Source organism: Carnobacteriaceae bacterium zg-C25, from assembly GCA_017945845.1.
GTDB lineage: Bacteria > Bacillota > Bacilli > Lactobacillales > Aerococcaceae > WM01.
Genome location: CP072828.1, coordinates 59,661 through 83,755, shown reverse-complemented (window position 1 = coordinate 83,755; position 24,095 = coordinate 59,661). Strand labels below are relative to the sequence as shown.

General features: G+C 36.5%; 25 protein-coding genes. 1 reads left to right on the top strand and 24 read right to left on the bottom strand.

Going from position 1 to position 24,095, the window contains the following annotated elements:
* Nucleotides 1-63 precede the first annotated feature (63 nt).
* From J7S27_00485 to J7S27_00400, 18 genes are all read right to left on the bottom strand, one after another.
* On the bottom strand, nucleotides 64-840 hold the full coding sequence (locus J7S27_00485; GenBank protein ID QTU83036.1) for a MurR/RpiR family transcriptional regulator: 777 nt from the start codon (nucleotides 838-840) through the stop codon (nucleotides 64-66).
* A gap of 21 nt (nucleotides 841-861) precedes the next feature.
* Nucleotides 862-1,875 carry a lactonase family protein gene (locus tag J7S27_00480; GenBank protein QTU83035.1) on the bottom strand — a complete coding sequence of 338 codons (1,014 nt, stop codon included), beginning with the start codon at nucleotides 1,873-1,875 and terminating at the stop codon, nucleotides 862-864.
* 3 nt (nucleotides 1,876-1,878) lie between these two features.
* The gene (gene rsmI, locus J7S27_00475; GenBank protein ID QTU83034.1) at nucleotides 1,879-2,772 is read right to left on the bottom strand and encodes a 16S rRNA (cytidine(1402)-2'-O)-methyltransferase; all 894 of its coding nucleotides are present in this window, start codon (nucleotides 2,770-2,772) and stop codon (nucleotides 1,879-1,881) included.
* Nucleotides 2,741-3,025 carry a GIY-YIG nuclease family protein gene (locus tag J7S27_00470; protein ID QTU83033.1) on the bottom strand — a complete coding sequence of 95 codons (285 nt, stop codon included), beginning with the start codon at nucleotides 3,023-3,025 and terminating at the stop codon, nucleotides 2,741-2,743. Before J7S27_00470 ends, rsmI begins: the two co-directional genes overlap by 32 nt.
* Entirely contained in the window at nucleotides 3,009-3,755 is a 747-nt protein-coding gene (locus tag J7S27_00465) for a tRNA1(Val) (adenine(37)-N6)-methyltransferase (protein QTU83032.1), read from the bottom strand. The genes J7S27_00470 and J7S27_00465 overlap by 17 nt, the downstream gene beginning before the upstream one ends.
* 68 nt (nucleotides 3,756-3,823) lie before the next feature.
* Nucleotides 3,824-5,320, bottom strand: a complete 1,497-nt coding sequence (locus J7S27_00460) for an LCP family protein (protein ID QTU83031.1) — start codon at nucleotides 5,318-5,320, stop codon at nucleotides 3,824-3,826.
* A gap of 100 nt (nucleotides 5,321-5,420) precedes the next feature.
* Nucleotides 5,421-6,662 (bottom strand): acylneuraminate cytidylyltransferase, encoded by a 1,242-nt coding sequence (locus J7S27_00455; protein ID QTU83030.1) that lies wholly within the window; start codon nucleotides 6,660-6,662, stop codon nucleotides 5,421-5,423.
* A 4-nt stretch (nucleotides 6,663-6,666) separates the two neighbouring features.
* Nucleotides 6,667-7,302: an acetyltransferase gene (locus J7S27_00450; GenBank protein QTU83029.1), complete on the bottom strand. Its 636-nt coding sequence runs from the start codon at nucleotides 7,300-7,302 to the stop codon at nucleotides 6,667-6,669.
* A gap of 27 nt (nucleotides 7,303-7,329) precedes the next feature.
* Nucleotides 7,330-8,481: a UDP-N-acetylglucosamine 2-epimerase (hydrolyzing) gene (gene neuC / locus J7S27_00445; protein QTU83585.1), complete on the bottom strand. Its 1,152-nt coding sequence runs from the start codon at nucleotides 8,479-8,481 to the stop codon at nucleotides 7,330-7,332.
* A 30-nt stretch (nucleotides 8,482-8,511) separates the two neighbouring features.
* Complete coding sequence (locus tag J7S27_00440; protein ID QTU83028.1) at nucleotides 8,512-9,498, bottom strand: acyltransferase; 987 nt, start codon at nucleotides 9,496-9,498, stop codon at nucleotides 8,512-8,514.
* A 1-nt stretch (nucleotide 9,499) separates the two neighbouring features.
* Nucleotides 9,500-10,519: an N-acetylneuraminate synthase gene (neuB, locus tag J7S27_00435; GenBank protein QTU83027.1), complete on the bottom strand. Its 1,020-nt coding sequence runs from the start codon at nucleotides 10,517-10,519 to the stop codon at nucleotides 9,500-9,502.
* 9 nt (nucleotides 10,520-10,528) lie between these two features.
* Complete coding sequence (locus J7S27_00430; protein QTU83026.1) at nucleotides 10,529-11,932, bottom strand: oligosaccharide flippase family protein; 1,404 nt, start codon at nucleotides 11,930-11,932, stop codon at nucleotides 10,529-10,531.
* Complete coding sequence (locus J7S27_00425) at nucleotides 11,929-12,882, bottom strand: glycosyltransferase (protein ID QTU83025.1); 954 nt, start codon at nucleotides 12,880-12,882, stop codon at nucleotides 11,929-11,931. The genes J7S27_00430 and J7S27_00425 overlap by 4 nt, the downstream gene beginning before the upstream one ends.
* Before the next feature lie 17 nt (nucleotides 12,883-12,899).
* The gene (locus J7S27_00420; GenBank protein ID QTU83024.1) at nucleotides 12,900-13,868 is read right to left on the bottom strand and encodes a hypothetical protein; all 969 of its coding nucleotides are present in this window, start codon (nucleotides 13,866-13,868) and stop codon (nucleotides 12,900-12,902) included.
* A gap of 70 nt (nucleotides 13,869-13,938) precedes the next feature.
* Entirely contained in the window at nucleotides 13,939-15,114 is a 1,176-nt protein-coding gene (locus tag J7S27_00415) for a hypothetical protein (protein QTU83023.1), read from the bottom strand.
* A gap of 20 nt (nucleotides 15,115-15,134) precedes the next feature.
* A complete protein-coding gene (locus J7S27_00410; protein QTU83022.1) occupies nucleotides 15,135-16,058 on the bottom strand; it encodes a glycosyltransferase in 924 nt (307 codons plus the stop codon).
* A 9-nt stretch (nucleotides 16,059-16,067) separates the two neighbouring features.
* Nucleotides 16,068-16,553, bottom strand: coding sequence for a multidrug MFS transporter (locus J7S27_00405; GenBank protein QTU83021.1), 486 nt, complete (start codon nucleotides 16,551-16,553; stop codon nucleotides 16,068-16,070).
* On the bottom strand, nucleotides 16,553-17,020 hold the full coding sequence (locus tag J7S27_00400) for a UDP-N-acetylglucosamine--LPS N-acetylglucosamine transferase (protein ID QTU83020.1): 468 nt from the start codon (nucleotides 17,018-17,020) through the stop codon (nucleotides 16,553-16,555). The genes J7S27_00405 and J7S27_00400 overlap by 1 nt, the downstream gene beginning before the upstream one ends.
* A gap of 189 nt (nucleotides 17,021-17,209) precedes the next feature.
* Here J7S27_00400 and J7S27_00395 point away from each other — a divergent pair, with 189 nt between their 5' ends.
* A complete protein-coding gene (locus J7S27_00395) occupies nucleotides 17,210-17,845 on the top strand; it encodes a CoA pyrophosphatase (GenBank protein QTU83019.1) in 636 nt (211 codons plus the stop codon).
* Between the two features lie 135 nt (nucleotides 17,846-17,980).
* On the opposite strand, the gene J7S27_00390 is transcribed toward J7S27_00395, so the two are convergent.
* The 6 genes from J7S27_00390 to tadA all read right to left on the bottom strand — a co-directional run bounded on the left by J7S27_00390 (nucleotide 17,981) and on the right by tadA (nucleotide 24,038).
* Nucleotides 17,981-18,337: a glycine cleavage system protein H gene (locus J7S27_00390; GenBank protein ID QTU83018.1), complete on the bottom strand. Its 357-nt coding sequence runs from the start codon at nucleotides 18,335-18,337 to the stop codon at nucleotides 17,981-17,983.
* Nucleotides 18,325-18,675 carry a Spx/MgsR family RNA polymerase-binding regulatory protein gene (locus tag J7S27_00385; protein ID QTU83584.1) on the bottom strand — a complete coding sequence of 117 codons (351 nt, stop codon included), beginning with the start codon at nucleotides 18,673-18,675 and terminating at the stop codon, nucleotides 18,325-18,327. Before J7S27_00385 ends, J7S27_00390 begins: the two co-directional genes overlap by 13 nt.
* Before the next feature lie 20 nt (nucleotides 18,676-18,695).
* Complete coding sequence (gene mutL, locus J7S27_00380; protein QTU83017.1) at nucleotides 18,696-20,687, bottom strand: DNA mismatch repair endonuclease MutL; 1,992 nt, start codon at nucleotides 20,685-20,687, stop codon at nucleotides 18,696-18,698.
* 13 nt (nucleotides 20,688-20,700) lie between these two features.
* Entirely contained in the window at nucleotides 20,701-21,126 is a 426-nt protein-coding gene (locus J7S27_00375; protein QTU83016.1) for an 8-oxo-dGTP diphosphatase, read from the bottom strand.
* A gap of 110 nt (nucleotides 21,127-21,236) precedes the next feature.
* Entirely contained in the window at nucleotides 21,237-22,772 is a 1,536-nt protein-coding gene (locus J7S27_00370) for a transporter (protein QTU83015.1), read from the bottom strand.
* A gap of 117 nt (nucleotides 22,773-22,889) precedes the next feature.
* Nucleotides 22,890-24,038: a tRNA adenosine(34) deaminase TadA gene (gene tadA, locus J7S27_00365; GenBank protein ID QTU83014.1), complete on the bottom strand. Its 1,149-nt coding sequence runs from the start codon at nucleotides 24,036-24,038 to the stop codon at nucleotides 22,890-22,892.
* Between the last annotated feature and the right edge of the window lie 57 nt (nucleotides 24,039-24,095).

Genomic DNA, 24,095 nt, shown 5'->3' with positions numbered 1-24,095 from the left:
CCTATTTTTCAAGATTGAAAAATAGGGTGGCTCTTTTATGAGCAATCTATTGCATTTAATGATTTATTTTTGATTTAACTGCTTAGTTTTATACAACGAATAATTGATAAATAGCAATTCAATCAACACATAATAAAACATCGTGACTTTATAATGTGGGTGGCGTTTCATCAAATTAAAATTCGTAGATGAAATGTATAAACTTTCCTCGCATAACGCTGACAACGCATTGTTTTTAAACTCGGTTAACGAAATCAGCTTGACACCACGTAATTTCAATTGTTTCGCCACCGAAATCATTTGGTCATTATTACCACTCAATGAAATTAGAATGACGACATCGTCATCGTCAATAACATCTAATAACGCACCATCAAATGTTGAACCGCCAATATCATAGACCATTTCTTGCGCCGATGAAAACAAACGTTTCATGTGCTTGGCGACAGAATTTTGAATATCTCCTGACCCATACACAACAATACGATGGGCATTGAATAACAATTCACAAATCGACGTATAATTTTTGCCACGCTGTTCTTGAACGTATTGAATAATGGTATCGCAAGCATCTTCATAAATCGTTGTGGCATCGTCACACAATATGGTTTTTTTCTCCATGCGTAACCGCACTTTTAATTCGCTAAATCCATCTAATCCAATTTTACGCACAAAACGTGATAACGTTGTTCGTGACACGTTACATAGTCCAGCAACCTCATCAATCGAAGATGACATGACATTTGGAGCATTTTGATAAATTTTTTGCCAAATTTGTTTGTCGGTGTCATTTAATTTTTCATAATGTTGCAGCACTAACTCTTCTAGAGTCTTTTCCATAACTATCTACCTTTGCTGATTTTATAAAGGTGTTACACAGACACATTCGTGTGCAATGGCTGTTTTATCGACTAATGTTAATAAACCTGTTTCTTGATGACGTTCAAACAGTGATAACACATCGTCGTCTTGGTGACCACAAATGATAAACTCTTGTGTTTTGTTAAAGTTAAAATCACGTGGTGTTTTTCCTTCTGTTGCAATCCATTGAATCGCTTTTAACGTTCCGTTTTCTGCAACAGAAAATACGACAATACTGTCATGCCCACGATTTGACGCATAAACAAATTTTCCGTCATTTGAGATACGAATAGCCGCTGCACCCGACCAACCCGTAAAATCTTCTGGTAACAATGATACACGCTCTACAAATGTCAACTCTCCATTTTCATAGCGACACACATCAATCTCATTTGATAATTCACCGATGATGTATACTAAAGGTAACGTTGGATGCTCTACTAAATGACGTGGCCCAAATCCTGCTGTTGTTGTATAACGGGAGTGCAACTCTACACCACCGTCCGCATCAACATCATAAACGTATACACCGTCTGTTCCTAAGTCGCACACTAGCAAATACTCACTGTTTTTGTCCATTTGCACGTAATGCACGTGTGGACCTTGTTGATTTTCATGGACGCTTGAGCCTTCGTGTTGCACATCATTGACAATGTCCAATCCTTCATCATCAATTTTAATGACTTGGAAAAAGCCTTGATGATAGTTCGCATTGAAAGCTAACTGGCGTTTTGTATCAAATGACACGTAACATGGTGGATTCACCCCTTGTGTCATGGCTGTTGCCACTTCTTGTAAACCGTCAGCCGTATTTTCGAATAATGCAATTCCTGCCCATTCATCTTCTTTAGCGATAGAAAATACGAAATCACCAATTGTTGTTAAATACGTTGGCGACTCAACTGTCGCTTGTAACGTCACATTTTCTAACGTTTTTGTTTCTGTGTTCAATTCTACTGAAGAAATCCCTTTGTTATCACGGCGTGTGTAGCCACCTAATAATAATTTTTCCATCATTTACTCCTTATGATACGCATGATACACGTCTTTTTTTGCTAGTCCCAATGCTTTAGCAACCGTTTTAATCGCATCTTTTGACGATTGTTGTGTTGTGGTCATCACCCATTCTACTTGCTCTTTTATCGACAAGTGCTCGGGCAATGTTTTTGGCATATCGGTTTTAGCGTGTTGTTCTATTTCACATTGTAATGCAGGTCCTAATAATAAGCAAATCTCACCTTTTATTTCCGTTGCTTGCACATAATCCGTAACTTCTTGTAATGTACCACGTGTAAACTCTTCATATTTTTTAGTGAGTTCGCGACAAATTACCACTTGCCTATCCGGACTAAATACACTCAACATATTGGTCAATGTGTCTTTTAAACGATATGGCGATTCGTAAAAAATCGTTGTCACTTGTAACGTCACAAACGATTCAAGCACTTCTTTTTGTGTGCTTGTTTTACGGGGTAAAAAGCCATAAAACATAAACGGTTGAGGCGCTAAACCTGATGCAATTAGCGCTGTTGTCGCTGCGTTAGCACCGGGCAGTGCAACAACGGTAATATCTTGTTCAATACACGCTTTCACCAGTTCATGACCTGGATCACTAATGCACGGCATGCCCGCATCACTCACTTGCGCCATACTTTCACCATGTTGTAAGCGTTCAATCAATTGTGGAATACGTTGCTGCATATTGTGCTCATGAAAACTAATGGTCGGCACATGAATGTCAAAATGCGTCAATAATTTTTGTGTATGGCGTGTATCTTCACAAGCAATGATCGTCACTTGCTTTAATGTATTCAACGCACGAAAAGTGATGTCTTCTAAATTGCCAATCGGTGTCGGCACTAAATATAGCACACCCTCACTACGCTGTTGGAAACTCTTTTGTTGTTGCACGCTTTAAATACACCTCCTTTTGTTGTCGGGTCAATTTTTTAAATTTTGCTTCAGCTTGTGTTGCTTGGGCGCGCGTTTCAAACGCTTCATAATAAATCATTTTTACCGGTTGTCGAAATCGGGTATATTTTGCACCCTTACTTTTGGAATTGTGTTCTTGTTCTCGTCGTATCACATCTGTTGTATAGCCTGCATAATACGTATTATCTGCACAACGCAACACATAAAAATAGTGTTTATTTATATTCGCCATATAACATATCCTTTATCACTGCCGTATAGTTATTATCTTCATCAAAAACGGTTATCGCTGGCATGATTTCTAACCCCTCACCACTTCCGTTTTTTATCGCTTCGATGAGTACAATATTGGCATTTTTATTTGCTTTAGGATACACAAATTGAATGCGTTTAGCCGGGATATTATGGCGAGATAAACACGCCATAAGTGCCGTTAATCTTTCTGGGCGATGCACAATAAATAATTTCCCTTTATATTTCAATAATTTTGCACTTTGTTTAATCCACTGCTCCATGGTTAAGGTCACTTCATGTCGCGCCAACGTAAAGGTATCCAACTGATTTTTTAACGCATGCGCATCACTCATAAAATATGGCGGATTACACGTAATAACATCAACCGTATCCGGACGAATATAAGTGTGGGCATTGTTATAATCTGCATGTATCATCTCAACTTTTTCTTCCAAATGGTTCAATGCAATGGTGCGATTTGCCATATCCACTAATCGTTCTTGGTATTCAATTCCCGTAATTTTGGCATTCGTTTTCGCACTTAACATAAACGCTACCGCACCATTCCCCGAACAAGCATCTACAATGCGTGCGCTATCTTTTTTAGGCAATTTTGCAAAATGAGCCAATAACACCGCATCCAACGAAAACGAAAAAACGGTTGGGCTTTGAATAATGTGAATGCCTTCTTTAATTAAAACATCTAGCCTTTCGTCGTCTTTTAACATAACTTCTCCTTACATAACGATAGTATAGCATAAAAAAGAAAAAGCCGTCGTAAAAAACGGCTCTTTCATTATTCAGATAATACACGTTCAATTTTGCTTGTTACGTCGGATAAGCTGGATTCGTTCACAACACCCATATATAAGTTATATCCTGGCATTGCATAAGATGGTAATCCCATTTGACCGGTTACACGCAATGCTTGTGATTCAATGTTTAAATTGGTTTGATGATTAATTTGATAGTTAATCACATCACTAATCACTTCAAATGGCATGTTTGTTTGTAGTGAATCGGATAATTGACTCATAATGGATCCTGCTTGTGTAATCATCGAAGGTGAAGCTAATTTTTTAATGATGGCTTCAATAACTTTTTGTTGATTCGCTGCACGATCGACATCTCCGTTAGCTAGACTATAACGTTCACGGACAAACCCTAACGCTTTGTCAGAATCTAATTCAACGGTTCCTTGTGGGAAATAGAATCCGCCATGTGCTGATGTAAAGGATTGCGTATTGTAAACAGATACGCCACCAACCACATCAATTAATTTTAAGAACGACGTAAAATTAATGCGTGCGTAATAATTGATTGTTGTACCATACAAGTTTTGTAAAGTGTCAATGGATGATTGCACACCGTAAATCCCTGCATGCGTTAATTTGTCGTATTGATTTTGACCGCCCCCGGCAATGCGCACATACGCATCACGTGGCGTTGTTGTTAATAAAATATTTCCGGTTTTTGTATTTACCGTCATGATAATATTAACATCAGAACGTGATACGGACGAAATTGGCCCGTATGTATCAATTCCGCTAATGTATAAATTAAATGAGGTTGCTCCGTCAGCGGCAACAGTCGGTTTTACACCTTTAATTTGACTGTCTGCTTGTTCTTTTTTAATGACATATTCATACACACGACGAATTTTTGTCGTATAATCGGGAACTTCTTGCTCTAATATACCTTCAAAACTACTGTTTAAAACGATTGCTTCTACATTACCTTTAATTAAAGCGTCATACGCTTGTGTGTAAGATGCAATATCTTCAACATTAACCGCTACACTTTTTGTCTCTTTTAAATGTGACACAAACGTTTCAACATTTTGTTTATCGAGTTGTAAAGGCGCACTGACTGTCTTATTATTTAATTGTTCAATTGTCGTTACGGGACTTTCTTTTAACACGACTACACTCATCGTTTGTTCGGTGTATTGCGTACTTTGTTGCAATTGTGAAAAGCCCGATACTAAGGAATGTGTCGCATATAATCCCGCACCTGCAACTAAACAATATAATATTGAAATAACCGTTACTGTCTTTTTCGCTTTTTTCAATAGATTTAAACACAAAACGCCCAATAAACTAATGGCAACTACGGCATACAAAGCCGTATTTAAGTGTTTAAAATTAAACAAACGATACGTCACAACGTAATAGACAATAACAGCTGATAAGACACTCATGATTACCCATAATAACCAATTGACGATACGATGTCCTTTGCTTTCAGAATTGGTGTATTTTCTTTTTTGTGCTCTTGATACCTCTGGTTTCATACTCTCTCCTTTTGTCACCTGATTCATATGATTGACTAGTCTTAGTCATCAATACCATCAAACTGCATCGATAGTATTTGAATAACGACCAACTAATTTATCATACAAATTCATGCGTTTCATAAAAAGTTTTATACGCTTCTTCCAATAGTTTAGTCGCATCATCAGTAAAATGCAAACCATCTGTTGTGTAGCCATATTTTAAATGATTATTTTCACTCAACCATGTATTGACATCTAGTATTGGTAAGTGGCGTTTTGTCGTTTCATTGCGTAACCATTCATTAATTTGTTTAACGTCCCTATTATTTACTGTTTCTCTAAACAGAGTATATGGAATCGTTGTGATAAACGGTTTAATGTGTCGTGCTTCTAAACAATCGAATAATTTTGTAAAATCGTCAATAATTTGATCAACCGTTCGAGAAACAATTAAATCATTAATACCAATTGAAATAAACGCATGGGTTACGCACGGAGTGAGCAGATTGTCAAGATTAGACAATAACGTATGTAATGTGACACCGCCTTGCGCATAGTTTGCAAATGATGGCATTGAAATTGCCAGCATTCTAGAATCACCTAACATAATGTGCGTTGCTTGTTCATTTTTTAACTGTTGATAGCCCAACGCATACAACTTTTTATTGTTTACTTCACGCAACGCATAATCAAAAAATCGTTGAGCAATGGCATTTTTAAAATCCAGTGCATCATCAATATCAATTGCGGTAGATTTATCCATTTGATACCCAATTGTTTTTTCAGTAAAGAAACTTTGATTGGATAAGTAGGCTGATTTAGTCGATATAAAAATAGCGCCATTTGGATAATACAATTTTTTTTCATTTTGGCGACGGTAATTTTTGTCCACACCAACAATATCTACTAACTCATCTTGTGTTCCTAATGTTGTAAATAAGCGGGGGTGCTTATCAACTTTTGAAATACTCACAACATTTTCAGCTGCTTTGTTCATAAATAACAAATAGGCTTCCTGTATTTGCACACCCGTTCTTAGTGGTGACGTAGCTTGTAACAATACAAAGGGTTGTTCATCATCAAAACGATTTAAAAAATCAGCTAATACATCATACGACGTCGCCGTATCACTGGCTAACGCTTCTTCACGTAACAAAACCGATACCCCTTTTGTTTGGCAAATGTCTGCATACTCTTTTGAATCGGTACTAATATAAATATTTTTTAAATCAAACAAATTACTTTCAATGGCTGCATCAATCGTATGAAAAACCATTGGCTTTCCTTGTAAGAACAACATATTTTTATTCGGTAATCCTTTAGATCCCGAACGAATAGGAATCACACATATTGGTTTCATCCGTCTACTCCTTTATTATTTTTTTAGCCGGTACACCAACGTACGTGCCTTTTTCTGTAATGTGATTCACCACAACAGCACCAGCGCCAATCGTCACTTGATCACAAATATTTTTCACTTGGATAATAATGCTACCACTGCCAACATACACCTGTTCACCTAAATGACACGTTCCGTTGATAGTCGCATTCGGTGCAATATTGCAATGCGGACTAATTTCCGTATGATGTTCAATGAGTGCACCCGTATTGACAACTGTATTATCGTTTATTTTAACTTTCGATCCGATAAAAGCACCAAATCCAACAAAGATACCACGTCCTTGAATACTTTCAGCGGTTAAAACGGATGAACGTTCACTAATAATATTGATAAGTGCATCGTAGTATTTTTCTTTAAGACCATCAAAAATTTCTTTGCGTTTCGCATTATCTCCAATGGTAATAAAAACGGCATCTATTTTTTGATCATTTAAAAAAGATTCCACATCTTTAATTTTACCTAAAATAGGGTAGCCACTATGTTCAATAATATCTTTATCGTCAAAAAATCCAACAAATTCGTATTGGTTTTTATCTAATATGGGTAAAACCGCATCGGCGTGCCCCCCAGCTCCAATAAATGCTACTTTACTTTTCATGAACTTTCTTCTCCTACACTCATTCCATTATACGACATCAAAAAAATCTTTTTCGGCCGTTGGCTCTTCACTCAAATACGCTTTGATGGCATGATAAGCTGTCTGACTCGCATTTTCTTTTTCATACGGGTTATCGTAACGACCAATCGTTTCTAACTGTTTAATAGCTTGTATAATAGCATTTTTATCAACAGGCACATCAATCACGCTGTCCCCACGTAATCGCCCCTTTTGTCGATCGCCAATATTGACCGTTCCTTTTTTCAACGACGGTACTTCAATTAAGCCTGAAGAGGAGTTACCAATTAACCCTTTTGAATGTAACACAAGAGAGTGATACTGTTGTGTTGTTAAAGAGGCAAATACATGGCTATTGGCAGATTGACTGACAAAGCGATTCACTTCTCTCATAATATCATCTGAACCCGTATCCGAATTAGATCCAATAAAAATATACTGCGCATCAATCATTTCCAAGGCACTCGTCAACACTTTGATTTGATCAATTGGTTTCCCATCCGTTTCCAATGTGACCGGATGAAACAACACAACAAAATAATTCGGCTCCAATGTGATACCCAATTGTTCTTGCAACTGCTCTAACGTTAGTTTTTCACTCGTCAACACATTTTCAACACCTAAAGAACCGGTATGCACAACATGCTTTGAATTTTCACCCATTTGAACAATGCGATCGTAATATTCTTTAGCTGATACGAGATGCAAATGACTCATTTTTGTTAGTGCGTGACGAATGGATTCATCAAAATTACCCAACGTTTTTTCGCCACCATGTAAATGGCATACTGGAATGCGATAAATTAACGCCACATTCGCTACGGCTAACATTTCATAGCGATCACCTAAAATAATCAACAGGTCATAGGTGTTTGCACTACACCATTTGGCAAATTCCACTTGCAATGTCGCAATACTTTGAATTAGCGTTTCTTTTGTCGTATCCACTAACTGTATCGGTATTTTTTTAGCGATAGGATAGCCATCTTGTTCAATTGTCCGGTACGTATACCCGTATTTTTCTTCCATGTGCATTGCTGTTGCAACAATATCTAATTGAATGTCAGAATCGTGATATAATCTGTCAATCAACGGCTTTAAAATACCGTATTCTGCACGTGAACCTGTTACAAGACATATCTTTTTGCTTTCTTTAGACAACTCATCATCTCCTTTTACTTTCACATTTACCTATTTGTTTAGTCGTTTCTCTGTCCATTTTTGATGTAATTTCATCCATAAAAGCCCTAATAAACAGCATACACTCACACTAAAAAGCGCATAAAAAAGTTTTCCCATCGCTCCAGATGATGCACCTAGCATATTTTTATATTTATTGTTCAATATAAAGAAATACATCATTTGTATGACATAAATATAGTAGCTGGCTTGCCCGATTTTCTGCGTTACTTTTTGTGTAAAGTGAGATAACTGATACCGATCACTTAACATACCCATAAATAGTACAAATGGATAAAAATAAGCATATATATTCTGACTTCTCCAAGATAAATTAGTAAATGACCGAAAAGAAGTATATTCGACTTTAGTAATATAGACTAAACTAAACAACGCTAATATCCCCCAATATATTTTTTTCGTTTTTTTATGGAGTGCATAATAAACGCCTAGCGCTAGTACAAATACATAGCGTAACAATAATAAACGATACAAAAAATCGGATAGTGTATAGGCGTAATATTCAAATACGACACTAACAATAAATAGGCTAACTAATGTGCGATAAGGAAATTTTTTAATACTATAGTATAGAATTGGCATCACCATAATAACTTGCACCATCATCACAATATAGTACCCACCAGGTCCAAATCCCCCATTAATAAATAATAAAATATACTCACCCAAAGACTTATAACCATCTTTAGCTAAAATAATCATTTGAATGATGTAAACGACAGTAAATGGGATTACTATTTTTGATAATTTTCGCCAAAGATTGCTAAAACGATAATACTCTAACACTTTCTGATTTTTTGAACTAATCGACATTGAAAAGTTATAACCAGACACTAACATGAATAATGGCACTGCCTGTAACATGTGAAAAGGTGCACCGATTTTATTTCTCGTTTCAACAGAGAAACAGTGTAATAAAATAACAAACACAATTGAAATTGCTTTAATAAAATCTATTTTAGCATTATGTTTTCTCATTTTATGATTGCTCCCATTCAAATTGATCATGTCGAATCAATTCATCTTCTTGGAAATCATGTTGTGCTTCTTTACCTAACACCTCATACCAGTGCATTGGCGAAATTCCATTTCCTGGACGTTTAACCGTAATGTTCTCTTCCGTAAAAATATCGCCTTTTTTAATTGCTTTATTGGCAACGATTGATTTACGTGCCACAATTTTATTTTTTTCTTCTACAGGAACAGAAACTTTTTCAAAACTTCCTAATGATTTTTCAATTAAACGCACACCTTTGACCAACGCTTCTAGTACATCTGGTGTAGCACTTGCTTTATGGTCAGGACCGGGCATATTTGTATCCAATGTAAAATGTTTTTCTAAAATTTCTGCACCAAGTGCAGCGGCTGCAATCGGCACTTCATGGCCAATGCTATGATCAGAATAGCCAATGGTTAATTCTGGAAACTCTTTTTTCAATGTAGTAATCACATTTAAATTCAGTGATTCGTACGGCGTTGGATACTCTGTTGTACAATGCAACACACTAATATCGCTTGTACCATTATCTTGTAAAATTTTAACGGCTTGATGAATTTCAGCCATGTTTGCCATCCCGGTAGATAAAATGACCTTTTTATTTTGTTGTCCAATTTTTTCTAAATAGGGTAAGTTGGTAATTTCACCGGACGGAATTTTATATACAGGCATATTGGTACTAATTAAAAAATCTAATGATTCTTCATCAAATGGTGTTGAAAAAACATCGACCCCTTTACTTAACCCGTAATCTCTTAATTCTAAATATTCTTCAAAACTTAATTCTAGTCGTTTCGTCATTTCTAGTTGACTGTCATTTGTTCCTGTTGTTTTCTTTTGATATTCTGCTTTTGGCGCAAAACGCGAAATTAATTTTTCAGCCTTAAATGTTTGAAACTTTACAGCGTCTACACCGCACGATACGGCGACATCGAGCATTTTTTTAGCTAATTGGGCATCTCCATTATGATTACATCCTATTTCTGCAATAATATAAACCATTTGATTCTCCTATTTTTTGTTTTTTATTTTATTCATTAAAGCGAATAATTCATTTTTATAATATAGACTATAAATAACAACCACAACCGCACCGACTAAATAGCGTACGATTATATGATTTAAAAATAAATTCATCAATTCTGCATAGCCTAAACTAATACCGGCTAGTAAACCATAAAATTGAATCGAAAATTCTGTATCATTGTATTTTCTTTTTGAAATCATATAGTGGAAAATGAGCAAGGCAAAATACGACAACAACGTCGCTAAAGCGGCACCGTAGATACCCATCGTTGCAATCATGACAATATTCAACACAATATTAATACCGCCTGAAAGCAACGTTCCAACAGGAATCATTTTTGTATTGGCGTGATAAAATTGAACGTTGACCGGAATCGTGTATAAAAACACAAAAAAGTAACTCAAAATAATGAGTGCAATAAAATGAATACTTTGACTATACTTTTCACCACCCATAAGCAATGCAAACTCTGGATAAATGGTTAAATACCCTAAAGTTAAAAACAGCCCTAAAAAAATATATTTTTTAAAATGTTTTTGTAAATGGACATTTGCCGCTTTCTTTTCTTTGAAATACCACGGTACCCACACCGTATTCATACTCATTAAAACAATTTGAATGATGAGTCCCATTGAATACCCAAAACTATAGACGGCAACATCCGAAATTTGCATGGCATTGGCGATCATGACGCGATCCATTTGATTTAAAATCTGATGGCCTAATTGATGAAAAATAAGTGGTAAAGAGACGCTTAAAATAAATGGCACATACGATTTTGTCAGTACAGGCACTTTTTTACGGTAAAAATAAATGAGTGCAAAAACTGCCGTCAATACAGTAGGGATACCAGCACCGTAGACACGCGCTGCAAAATGATCTTCCCACAAATAAATCAACGTTAGGGATAAGGCGACACCGACAATGGCACTAAACAACGATAACACTAAATTCAACAAACTTTTTTGTAATTGAATGAAATACGTTCCTAAAAAAGTTGTGACATATATACATGTACTTTGAATGAATAGCAATACAACCGATTCAGCAGATAGATTTAACCAATGTGCTAAAACATTTCGTCCAACGATACCAACTACTGTCAATAGGATGGCAAAAAGCAACGACACACTAAGTGCCGTTACCGCATATCGATCATATTCATCTTCTTGATAAGTAATCTTTGCGGCTGATAATGAACCAGATGTTTGAAGCCCAATCACCAAACCAATCATCGCTAAATAAGCGGCGTATAAACTATATTGCCCAAAGGCTTCCGGAGAAATCACACGTGTATAAATCGGTAATGTTATAAATGAAATACCTTGTATAAATACCGTTCCTAACGTATACAAAAATCCGGATTTTAACATATTACTTTTTTTCATGAGGATCCTTTTCGTTTTTTCACCATCGCATAAAGCAACGGGTGAATTTTCATCAACATAATGGATAAAAAGATGTTTTTATCAAAAAGTTGCTTGTTTTTTAAAATGGGATACCGTTTAATTGCTTGTAACAACGTACGGTACTCTTTTTGATGTGTTTGTTGGTGCGTATACATCAAATGTACCAATTTACATTGTTCATGTACCAATTTCGCTTGTGCTAATGGTTGGTGTTCTAGCGCTACTTCATCAACCATTTTTTGCGCCACCACAACGGCGTCATAAAAGCGATCTGAAAACCCACTTTTCATTGCAGACGTTTGACGAAAAATATAATGATACCCCGTATAGGTTGTATTCAATAACATACTGTGACTGTTTTGTAACACCTTAAATAAAAAGTACATATCTTCGCCAATACGCAGATTATTTGTAATGTGAATATCTCGACATTTTTCTGTCTTAAACAATTTATTGCATAGCGAATTGTCCATCATACCCGATGTAAAAAAAGAAACCATACAGTCTTTTTGATTTTTCAAATGGATAATTTGTTCGGGTCGTTTTTTTATCGCCTTCCCGTCTAAATCGATATATAACATATCCGTTGTTGCAATATCGACATCGTACGTCTGTAAATCGTGTAGCAGTTTTTCGTACATTGTTGCTTCTATAATATCGTCTGCATCACAAAAGCCAACATACGCCGTTTTGACTTTAGATAAGCCATAACTTCGAGCAACAGACACTCCAGAATTTTCGATGGTATAGACTGTTATATTAGAAAATCGGTCGGCGTACGTTTGGCAAATGGCTAAACTATTATCTGTCGATCCATCATTCACTAAAACAACCGAAATATCTGAAAATATGGTTTGTTTCACAATCGATTCTAATGTCTGTTCAAGATATTTTTCACTATTAAATACCGGAATGACTATCGTTATCATGCTTTATCCTACCTATTTTAAATTACAATACGATTATGTTTACTAAACTCTTCTGTTAACAACAAAATCATTTTTCTTTTTACCTTTCCTACGAAAGCAAGTGCTGTTGATGAGTGGGTTATACCAATTTCAAACTCTGTATTTAGCATCAAATCAATTAATTCTAAAGGTACTTGAGCGGGTAAAATCTTAACATTTGGGTATACCGTATAATCTAAATCATCTCTTGGATGCACTTTTATATAGACGACATAATTTTGTTCTTGTAACTTTTCAACAATTTCTTTATAAAATTCAAGTTGTTGTTCGGGTTGATTGACATGTATATTTTGTGTATACAGTGGCTGCGTAATAATAAGTGCCGCATTGTTCTCGATAGACAGTGGCGCAACATCGAACAGTTTGAATAACTTTGCTTTCTTTTCATCGGACAACTGATTAAACAGTTCTGTACGCGACGTTTCCGTCATTTTTTTAGAACGCGAATCTTTCTTAACACCATCTAGTGAGTTGACGTTAAATTCTTTGCAAAATTTACTAAAACCCTTTGCTCTTGGCGCACCTTTTATCATTCTTTTAATGTTGAAAAGAGCGTCATCAATCCATGTGTCATCTTCTAATTTAGGACTTTTTAAAAAATCATACCCATCTTCTCTCAAAATATAAGGTATTTTATTTTTATGTAAATAATACCCAAAATTATTGGCATCATTATACACAAACACTTGATCCCCTTTAACAACAAATTGAGACATATCGATACTTGTTTTGTTCAAAAGGAATGATGCTTTCGTTGGATAAATTTGTGCATAATCACAAATAGCAACGTCTATATTAAATATTTCGTGTAGTCGATGATAATAAACATCTGTATGTTTCAATCTAGAATCTAAGACGATGACACCATTTTGTGCCTCTTTTTCTGTCAACATGACTAATGTAATCAACAAATGATATGTTGTATTACAAACAAATACTGTACGCATTGTCATTTTACCCTTTCATTACGCCTACTAAAGACAAACATTTAATGTAAACTGCCATTCTAATGTTTTATCATTTACCGTTTTTCAACGTTTTGATATTGAAGACATTTTTTATACCTTTAAACTGGTACGGCGCATAATGTTTTAATTCCGCATTTACAATATTCAGCAACACAATAAAAACACTCGAATAAAGCGTATTGTGGAAACTAGCAAACAACCAAATCACAATAATTAATGGATGGTATTTTAATTTGTATAAAATATAGAAAATTAAACCAAATCCAATTAAGCCATAATCGAAAATCAAACTTAACATGTCTTGATGCATGAACGTGATGCTATAGCCTTTAGTCAACGTTTTTACAAAATCTACTGAACGAACAGGTAAATGCCCAACAATTAATTGACCTACATTATCAAAAATAGCAGCGATGCTACCTTTTAAAATCGTGGTACGGTCTTGTGTACTAGCATTTCCGTCACTACGGACTAGTAACGGTGATAAAATGAAATACAGAGCAACTAACGTTACAACAAGAATACAGACACCTAAAACAATATTTTTTGGCGTCATATACTTTTTAATCGCCACAAAATTGATTTTTTTAACGGCAATCAGTGCGTATTTTAGTAAGACAAGCGCTAAAAATAAAATGAGTCCTGTTCGTGTTTTAGTCAATGTAATTGAAATTCCAGAAAGCACGATTAATAAAATATCTAGTCGGTTCAAATCTTTTTTTCGATATAGAAAAAAAGTGGCACATAGTATCATCATCATTGAAAAAAGAGTTGCTGAATTTTTCAATAACCCAGATGGACGATGATTTTTAAAAATCACCACTTCCAAAAGCGCCACTAAAAAACCAACCATGATACAGGCCGCTAATAACCATTCTGCTTTTTTCAAACGAACGTTACTCCAAAGTACACAGACACCAAGTGTCATGATAAATATATACGAATAAATATCTATTTTTCGAAAAGCCATATACGCAACTGTTAATAGCGATAAGCCAATCAACTTAACATCAAATTGAATATGCGCTAAAAAACGCGTTAATTTTTTCAAATCAAATAATTGTAATTCATATATTCTAAGTGCAACTAAAATAACTAAAATGAATTTATTATAATGCCCCGATGGGACGTTCCATGAATATAATTTTTCAAAAAATAAGCAAAATAATATTAAAATGAATACTGTAGAAAAATTATTTTTATTTAGCGTTAATTTTTTTTGCATACGCATCCTTTTCCTTTACATTATTTAAATATAAAACGATAAAAATATCGAAATAAAACAACTTTCATTCTATGTTTAATGCCTAAAGACATACCGCTAAGTTGGCGCATTACTTGATTTATGACATTATTTAATGTTGATTCTATAACTTTTAACTCTTTTTTATTTAGTTTTACTTTCATCAAACCAATCAATCTAACAATAGCGATGAGGGTTAACGTTTCATCTAGATGATGCTTTTTCATCTCCTCTACTCTTTCTAAAAGAGCATCCAGCACAACCGTATTTTTGAGCGTATATTGTTTTTGCATAATACTGTTATCTCTTACACGATAGACGTATAAGGAGTGATCAATAAACGCGACTGTATTTGATTTAATATACAATTTATACGTTGTAAACTCATCTTCGTGCAGTTTACCAACGGGAAATGTTATTTCTTTATACCATGATAAAGGAGCCAACTTCCCCCATGCCGTTGAAAAGGCAAGACTCGTTTCTCCGGAATAGATGGCATCAATCGCTTCTTGCGTATTAAAAACACGTGTCGCACCATTTTGAGTTACTGTTACAGGTTCGTCTTTCAAAATTGCAACATTGCCAACTACCATATCCGCGTGAGTGGCTTGCAACGTTGTTACCATTTTTTCGATATAATCAGTCGTTACATAATCATCTGAATCTACAAATGTGACATACTCTCCACTAGCAACTTGTAAACCGTAGTTGCGAGCATCGGACAATCCACCATTGGCTTTTGAGACGAACACAAATCGAGAATCGTTTTCTACACATTTTTTAGCGATGTGAATGCTGTCATCGGGTGAACCGTCATCCACAACGATCACTTCAATATTCGTATACGTTTGATGGCATAAACTGTTGATGCAGTCTTCGATATACGCTTCCACGTTATATACTGGTACAATTACACTGACTTTCACAGCACACCTCTATTTTTGGATTAATTCATCAACATGTTCAGCAAACAAGCGATTAAATTCTGCGTTATGGCTTGTTCTTTTAACAGATCGATTTTCTTTTAACAACGCCGTTTCAAGCTCTTCAATGTGATCCACTAATTCAATGTCATAGCCTGTTTCAATCGCGTTTTTACAAAAAATCATTTGATGGTCATTCACGTGCTCGTTGAATTGATGTTGTCGTGGCACTACAATCGGCACCTTCCCATAGGAAATGGCTTGCATAAAGGTAGACGGCCCACCATGAGTAATAATTTTTGTCGCCTGCTTCATATAGCTATGCATTTCTTCAAACGAAATCATTTTTTCATATCGACAATATTTTGGAACGTATGTACAATAGCCTGTCTGGATAAACACGTCGTCCGTTATTTTATTTTGTCTTTTTGACTCATCAACACATTCAATTAAACGATCGAACGGTTGCTCGTGTGTGCCAACAGTTACAAAAATCATTAAAATATACCTCCTATATAAATCGCTTTAGGGTATACTTTTTTCATTTCTTCCCACTGTACAAAAAATAAATCAGAAACGGGATACACCAATTTACCTGTCAATGTCGCCTTATCCACACGATCAAACACTTCCACAAAAACTGTTTTAATACCCAGCAATTTACCAACATAAAAAAACGGAATCGCCACCGCTGCACCACTCGAAATGATGACAGATGGTTTTTCTTTACGCAACACTTTAAACGCTAAAAATAGATTGCGTATTAAATTCCAAATATTACGATTTGTTGGATAATAACAATGGTATAATTTTTCATCTTTTAAAACAGCGTTAGCATCTGGTTTATTAAATGTCACCCAAAATCTATCTTTATTTTCCCAATAGGGACGAAGTAAAGTCAAATGCGTTAAATGCCCACCACTAGACCCTACTAAGCAAATTTTTGTATTTTTCATTATAGTCATCCTATTTTTTAGTATCATATTTATTATACTACATTTTGATTGAAATATGATATATATATATATATATATATATATATATGAAAAAAGTTTACAACCCTTAACTTTGTTATATCACACTTTCCATCATTGAGTTTACCCACAACATATGCGATACTAACGCTATCAACATCACACTTTAAGGAGATCATTATGCATGCGTTTATTCACCACGCGTTAACAAACTATCACACCAAACCATTAGGTCAGCAGCACGCATACGCCGTTTTATTACCGCTAATTAAAAACAACGATTCTTACGATATTCTCTATCAAGTTCGCGCACATCACATTTCACAACCCGGAGAAGTTAGTTTCCCCGGTGGAAAAGCCGAAGCCAATGAAACGTTGATGCACACTGCCATTCGTGAAACGATGGAGGAATTACAGCTTCCAAAAGACGCCATCAACATTATCGGAGAAATCGACTATTTAGTGCACGGCACACGTACCATTCACTGTTTTGTAGGTGTTATTGACGTGCCATCAATTGAACATATCACACCAAACGAAGAGGTAGCAACATTATTTACCGTTCCACTGTCTCACCTTATAGACAATCCGCCCATTGTCTATCCTATAAAAACAGAACTGGTTTTCCCTAAATCATTCCCGTTTGAGCGTATCCCTAACGAAAAAGCGTATCCGTTCCATACGTTTCCGCATACAATTCCATTTTATGACACGTATAACGGACACACCATTTGGGGCATGACGGCACGCTTTACAAAACAATTCATCGACATCATTACCAGCGACTTAACACATACTCCTGACAACAGCCATTAAACAATAGACATCATAACCCCCTATCTAACGGGGGTTATTTTTACGTACCTTGAGGCACATGACAGACTAAATCGACAAACACAAAATCGTGTTGGCGAAAACAACATCCACCAACACGATTTATGATAAACTTCATTATAATCCCGATGTATCCAATAAGGCATCGTACTCACTACGTTCAACGTGACTTAAAATGGCGACCCACGTATTTTCTTTATCCGTACTATTTAATAGCTCGGGTTGCTTTTCTAATGCGTGATGCCACTCCACCACACGCCCATTTAACGGAGACGCTAAATCCGTCGTCGCTTTAGACGCTTCAACGCTAAACAGTGAATCTTCCGTCGTAACGTTTTCGCTTGCCAAAAATTCAAAAAAAGCGACATCTCCTAAATCATCTTGCCCTTTATCAGATAAACCGATACGGTATAAATCATCGTTTATCGGTTCTACCCAAAATCCATTTTCGCTATATTTCATCATTTTCTCCAATTTTCTTCTAACGTTTTCTCTTTCGCACCGAAAGTTACGCTATCATTATACCATATGACAGGACGTTTGATGAGCATACCGTGTTTGGAAAGTAACCCAGCAACATCGTCATCACTCATCGCCGAAAGCTTATCTTTCAACTGCATTTCTCGATACAACTCGCCCGATGTGTTCATCATGCTCGAACGTGTCACGCCATTTTTTAAACACGTCTGTAACAACGCTTTTGTCGGTGGCGTTTTTCGAATATCCACAGTTTCATAGACATGCCCTTGATCGTCCAACCATTTCAAAATTTTTTTACACGTCGAACAGGTCGGGTGTATGTAAACAGTCATTTCCTTTTCCATATTCCCTCCTACACAATTCGCTTAAACAATTTTTCCATATCACGATTGGTTAAATGCACTAGGACAGGTCGACCATGCGGACAATTATACGGATTTTCACATTGCGACAACTCCGCGAGTAACGCACGTGCCTGATACGCATCTAAATGATGATTCGCCTTAATCGACTTTTTACACGACATCATAATCGCTACATTTTCTCTGAACTTGGCAACGGATACTTTCCCATCTTCTAGCGCAATAGCAATCAACTCACGAATCGTCGACTCAACATCTTCTTTAATCCACGTCGGATGTGCTTCGAGCAAGTAACTATTTTGACCAAACGGCTCCAAATGAATGCCAATTTCATTCAGCACGTCCATTTTTTCCGAAATCGCTAAATACTCATTGACGGGATAATCGAGTACGATAGGGACGAGAAGTGTTTGAACGTCATGTCCGACTTGTCCAATCGCCACACGATAAAACTCATACTTAATCCGTTCTTGTGCAGCGTGTTGATCGACAATGTATAAGCCATTCGCATTTTCAGCGAATAAATACGTGCCATGCATTTGCCCAAAATAATGTAATTCTGGAAATCCATTTGATTGTATTTGTTCATCATGACGCCGCGATTCAACCTGCGATGGTTCCGAATAGCTTTCTCCAAAACGATAGGCATCAGGTATATCATTGATTTCAACATCATACTTCGATTGTTCGTTATCCCCCGCTTTACTGTGCGTATCGTTGGCGTGTTCTGTTGTAAAAAGACTATCCGTTTCATGTAGTGTTCCCGAAGCGAATGGTTGATCGTTGACAGCATTATCAAAAGGTACGTTATCTAACTGACGTTCATCAAAAAATGGTAAATCACGAGAAACACTCGTATGCGTAGGGACGGTAGTTTCTTGATTTTTTGATGCAAAATCACGTGTGTCAAACGCTAGTTGTGTTTGTTCACCCTTATCTTCAAAACGTTTTGGCACGCTTTGTGGAATGCGTGTCGTTTTTAACATCGCACTTTCAATCGCTTCTTTAATTAAGGCAATCAATTCTGCTTCTTGACTAATGCGAACTGTTTCTTTTGTCGGATGCGCATTAACATCGACCAACTCAAAGTCCGCTTCTATTTTAAGCACAGCAATAGGGAATCGACCAACCATTAACGTTGAACCGTACCCATCGACTACCGCATTAATTAATTGAAAATTACGAATGTAGCGCCCGTTTAAAAATACAGAAATAAAGTTTTTTCGCGCGCGGGTAACTTCTGGTAAACACGCATACCCGCCAACTGAAAAACGCATGTTTTCGGCATGAATGGACACCATTTTTCGTGCCACATCTGGATGATACACCCCAGCAATTGTTTGTTGTAATTGATTGTTTCCAGCCGTTTTTAATAAACGATTACCATCTACCGTTAAACTAAACGCAATATCGGCATGACTTAACGCAAGACGATTCATTAAATCGGCAATTTTAGACACTTCTGCTTGTAACGACGTAATAAATTTCAATCGTGCAGGTGTGTTATAAAACAAATCACGAACATCAATCGTTGTCCCTTTACGGCCAATCGCTTGTTTATGCTCTTTGACTTGCCCACCTTCAATGACCACGTGTGCTCCGTCCACTCCATCTGTTGATGTCGTTAAAGTCACTTTCGATACGGATGCGATACTCGGTAGTGCCTCACCACGAAATCCCAACGTTGTAATCGGCATACGATCGGGCGATAAAATATGCTCTTTTTCCACTAAAGCCGTTAATTTACTCGTTGCATGCCGTTCAAAAGCAATCAACACATCACTACTATCAATCCCGTCACCATTGTCAATCACTTGAATGCGCGATAACCCACCCTCTTCAATGACCACATCAATTTGGGTACTGTTGGCATCAATCGCATTTTCAACTAATTCTTTCACGACCGACACGGGTCGTTCTACAATTTCTCCAGCCTTAATTTGATTTGAAATGTGCACTGGTAATTCAATGATTTTTCCCATAGTCTACTTCTTTCTAATAATATAACGGAGCGTCCTGTTTATAATACAGTTCTTGCTTGTCTTCAAAAAATAACGGCAACATATCTAAAAACGTTGGCGATACCGTACTTTTATCCAACTCATTTAAATACACCCACGACAACTCCCCTTCAGCCGTTTTTTCTAGTAATTCTCCAGAAAAAACTTGTGTCGTGTAACAAAAAACAACATATCTGTCATTATTGTAATCAAAATTTTTCACACCGCACAACGTAATATCCCAAACGTCCAAACCGGTTTCTTCCTTAATTTCACGAATTACCGATTCTTGAATACTTTCACCAAGTTCGATATGCCCACCCGGAAACGCCAAACCTTTCCATGATTTTTCACGTTTTTGAACAAGCACCTTTCCCGTGTGCGTGTCTTGAATCATACACATATTTGTTAAAACCGCCATAAAACCCTCCTATTTTTTACTTTCCCTAATGGATATAGACCACCAAGTCGATTCACTGTTTAAGTGCGTGCATTTTTCACTTTATGTGTGGTGTATAATGCGTTCCATTATTACCGTTTTCGCATCACTTTTTGTGATATAAATGCTATCCACCACTTCATCTCCTCGTTTCCAAAAAACGCAATTAAAAGTACGCCCATTAAAAACAACCCTAACACCATCGCAAACAACACTAACCCTATTAAGTTGCTTGAAAACCATTGTTGCGGGGAGAGCATGTGTAAAACACCTAATGTGGCAAAGAACACTGCCCAGCACTTCGTTGTCGCCCATACATATTCGTTTATTGAACGCTTCAAACCATATTTAAAAATAATGTACGGTTCAAACCACGTATTTGTGAATAACGTGGACAAGATGGTACCTAATAAAACACCTTCAATGCCCCATTTAAAAACGATTAAAAACAAGCACGAAAACACGAGATTTAATACCGCTTCGGCAATTGGTTTGTAACGCGATTCCCAATATAGACCGTAAGCGTTATAAAAAATAAAGCCTGCGTAGCGATACATTTGAATGAACATGTACACACTAAATAAATGAACCATGTAAGATGACAATAAATACTCTGCGCCAATCCAAACCGTCAGCAACGACTGAATTAAAACGTCAACAAATACCGCCATGACAAACGACAGCACAAAATTTAAAAAATGATACCGTTTAAAAATTTGGTACACTTTATCGTCGTCTGCACTGTGGACTAAATTTCCAACAGACGCATTTTGAGACGTCATCAACTGCAACAAGAACGAATCTAAACTTTTCGTAATAATCGTGTAGTTGGAGTACAAACCAACCGCCGTAACACTAATAAAAGACGACATTAAAATGTTGTCCGTACTAAAAACAACGACGCCTGCAATATTGCCGGCTAAATTACCAATGACATTTTTCTTTAAACTTAATTTTTCAGCGCTACTTAATTTTTCAGCAACCAGCCCATCGCTAATCGGATGCCGTTTATCAACAACATAAGACACTAAAAGATTAGAGATAATTGTTGTTAAAACCGTCATCACCAACACCAAAATATAATTTTGTGTCAGCCATAGCACAATCCATTGCGCAATACTCGATACAATAAATAAGATACAATCAATCCAAGAAATAATATAATTTTCTTGATGGGCAACTAATAGACTTCTTTTATACGAAAACAGAAGATAACCCATAACAGAATTGATTAAAAAGAGAAGATAAATATCTCTAGCTTCTGTACTTAAACTAGGTTCATTTAAAATCGTTGGTAAAAACGGCAAAATCAATACGCCTAGCACGACAATAATGAGTGCAATCAATCGATAAATTTTTCGGTAAAGTTGCATGTAGGCAACAATTTTCCCCGATTGGTTTTCTGCAATTGGTTTATACAACGCAAAGATAATCGACGAACCAATCCCTAGCTCCGCTAAAGACAGCATGCCTAAAATGCTCGTAAAAATACCGTTCAATCCCAAATAGTAGACACCTAGAAATCGAAGAAATACCATTCGATTGATAAATTGAAAAATAAAACGTAGCGAAAAAATTCCAATCGTTGAAATGGAATTGTACCACGCGTGTTGCATCCTAGTTTTCACTTTATACTCCTTTGTGACCGTACAAAATACCGTCATTTTATTACCATCAACACCATACGTTATTGATGATTTTGCCATTTCTTAAACGTTAAATCGACACCGTTTTAGTGCACCTTGCTAAATTCGCGCATTGACCCACTCCGGAATGTACGCTCGATAACAGTTGCTTGGCACCACCTCATCGGCGTACAAGCCTACCGCTTCACCAAACGTTACAATATCTTTTCGATATGCACTGTGTTTGATAGCCACTTCAACTAAAAAGCGGTTAATTTGCCATTGCAATTGCCCACTTGTTTGCATTAACGCTTCTTTTGCCAATTGAATCAGCAATTCCAATTGTTCGCTTGGCATCTTTTTTGCCATACGTTTAATTCGAACGCCCCAAACTAATCGTTCGAACTTATCTGTTTTTTCACTTTGCCAAGCCTGTTCAAAATAGAGTGCATCTTTACGTTTAGCAATCACTTTATCAACCAATTCATCTAAAACCAGTTCACAATCCGTTTGTCGTGCCACATCTAGCAATTGTTCAACCGTTACCGTCTTTGGATTGAGCAAATAAATGCTGATGAGTTCCGTTTCTAAATAGTGAGTGTCGAATAATCGTTTGGCTAACGCATTATTTTGTCCGTACGATTTCGCAATCGCTTTAACATCTTTCATTAACACGCCAAAATACTGCAATGGCATACCCTTTTTTTCTAAATGCTTCATTCGTGCGTCATTTTGTTTTTCTTGTAAATGAACCAATATCGTTTGAACATCTTTACCTAACGCTTTGTCATCGCCTGTTACTTTAAACTGCTTATTTCGTTGACGCAACGCCTTAAAAAAACGTTGTAAAATCGCTTTACAGTCATCTTCCATCACACCACAAATGACATCGGATTGGTGATTAAATCGATCATCTTGTACTAAATTCATCAACGTACCGCATGTTCCTGCCTTTTCGTCTTTTGCACCGTAAACCACTTGCTTTAAACGAGAAAGAATAATCGCACCACTACACATCGGACACGGCTCTAACGTCACATATAGCGTACAATCTTCTAAACGCCACTTGCCCAGCTTTTGATTGGCATCTGCAATTGCCAACATTTCCGCATGCGATGTTGCACTTTGTTGCACCTCGCGTAAATTATGCCCACGACCAATAATCTTTCCATTCAATACAACCACTGCACCAATAGGCACCTCGCCTTTATCGTACGCTTTTTGTGCCTCATCTAATGCCGCTTGCATAAATTTGTCATGTTCACTCATACACTTCTCCTAAAACGGTTTGCTTTTGTATAATAGACAAGACTAAACGCCTAGGCA